We start from the raw sequence: 998 nt of genomic DNA on the forward strand, positions 1-998 counted from the left end.
TCATTACAACGTTAACTACATTTTTAGGTTATATTTTTTATTCAATTACTGCTAGCGTGGGGAATGTCATTGCAAAAGAAGGTCAAGAAAAGAAATATTTTATTTTTCGAGTGTTAAATTTCTCGAATTTCTGGATATACGGATTTTTTGTTGTATGTCTTTGGAATTTAATTAATCCTTTTATCACAATATGGCTAGGTGAACAATATATATTTAATAAATATATCGTTTTTGCTATACTAGTTAACTTTTATACGACAGGAATGCAAGATGCACCTACAACATTTAGAGATACAACCGGGTTGTTTAATAAAGGGAGATATAGGCCTGTCATTGCTGTAATTATCAATATTATATTTTCAATAATTTTAGCTAATCAGATAGGAATAGCAGGGGTTATATTGGGGACTGTTATTAGCAGATTTTGTACCTATTTTTGGTACGATCCTTACGTTATTTTTAAATACGTATTTAATCAATCAGTTAAAATTTATTTCCTAAGATATTTTCAATTTACTGTTCTAGTATTCATGTCAGCAATAATTACAGATGCTATAGGTTCATTATTTTTTCAAGATAAGCTGTTGCTTGAAATAATCGTACGTATTCTAATATGTATAATCGTTCCAAATTTTATTTTTTATTTAATCTTTAAAGGCTCTGTGGAGTTTAATTATTTATTAAGTATAGTAAAAGCAATTATGAAAAAATATACTCGAAAGAAAGTTGCTGAAATAGCTTAATAATATATGCAATTATTTTATAAGCTATTTAGGGGGCTAAGGATGAACAGTAAAGGGGATAACCTAATGAATGAAATTAGTCAATCTCAGTTGCGAATAGCCTATATGTTACAAGTCCATAAAAATCCAAAACAAGTAAATACATTTATTGAACAACTAATATCTAAAGACACAGCTGATGTTTATATTCATATTGATAAAAAATATATAGATGAATTATCAACAAAAATAATAAAACATCAGAATGTATATATT

The 998-nt window shown here is 26.9% G+C and carries 1 protein-coding gene and 1 pseudogene; both read left to right on the plus strand.

What is annotated here, in order from left to right; genetic code table 11:
• Positions 1-743, plus strand: a pseudogene (locus HU235_RS12860) (lipopolysaccharide biosynthesis protein); the annotation flags it as partial.
• A 42-nt stretch (positions 744-785) separates the two neighbouring features.
• A partial coding sequence (locus HU235_RS12865; RefSeq protein WP_174880458.1) for a hypothetical protein occupies positions 786-998 on the plus strand: 213 nt, incomplete at its 3' end.

It is taken from the genome of Metabacillus niabensis (assembly GCF_902829255.1).
Taxonomy (GTDB): domain Bacteria; phylum Bacillota; class Bacilli; order Bacillales; family Bacillaceae; genus Metabacillus; species Metabacillus niabensis.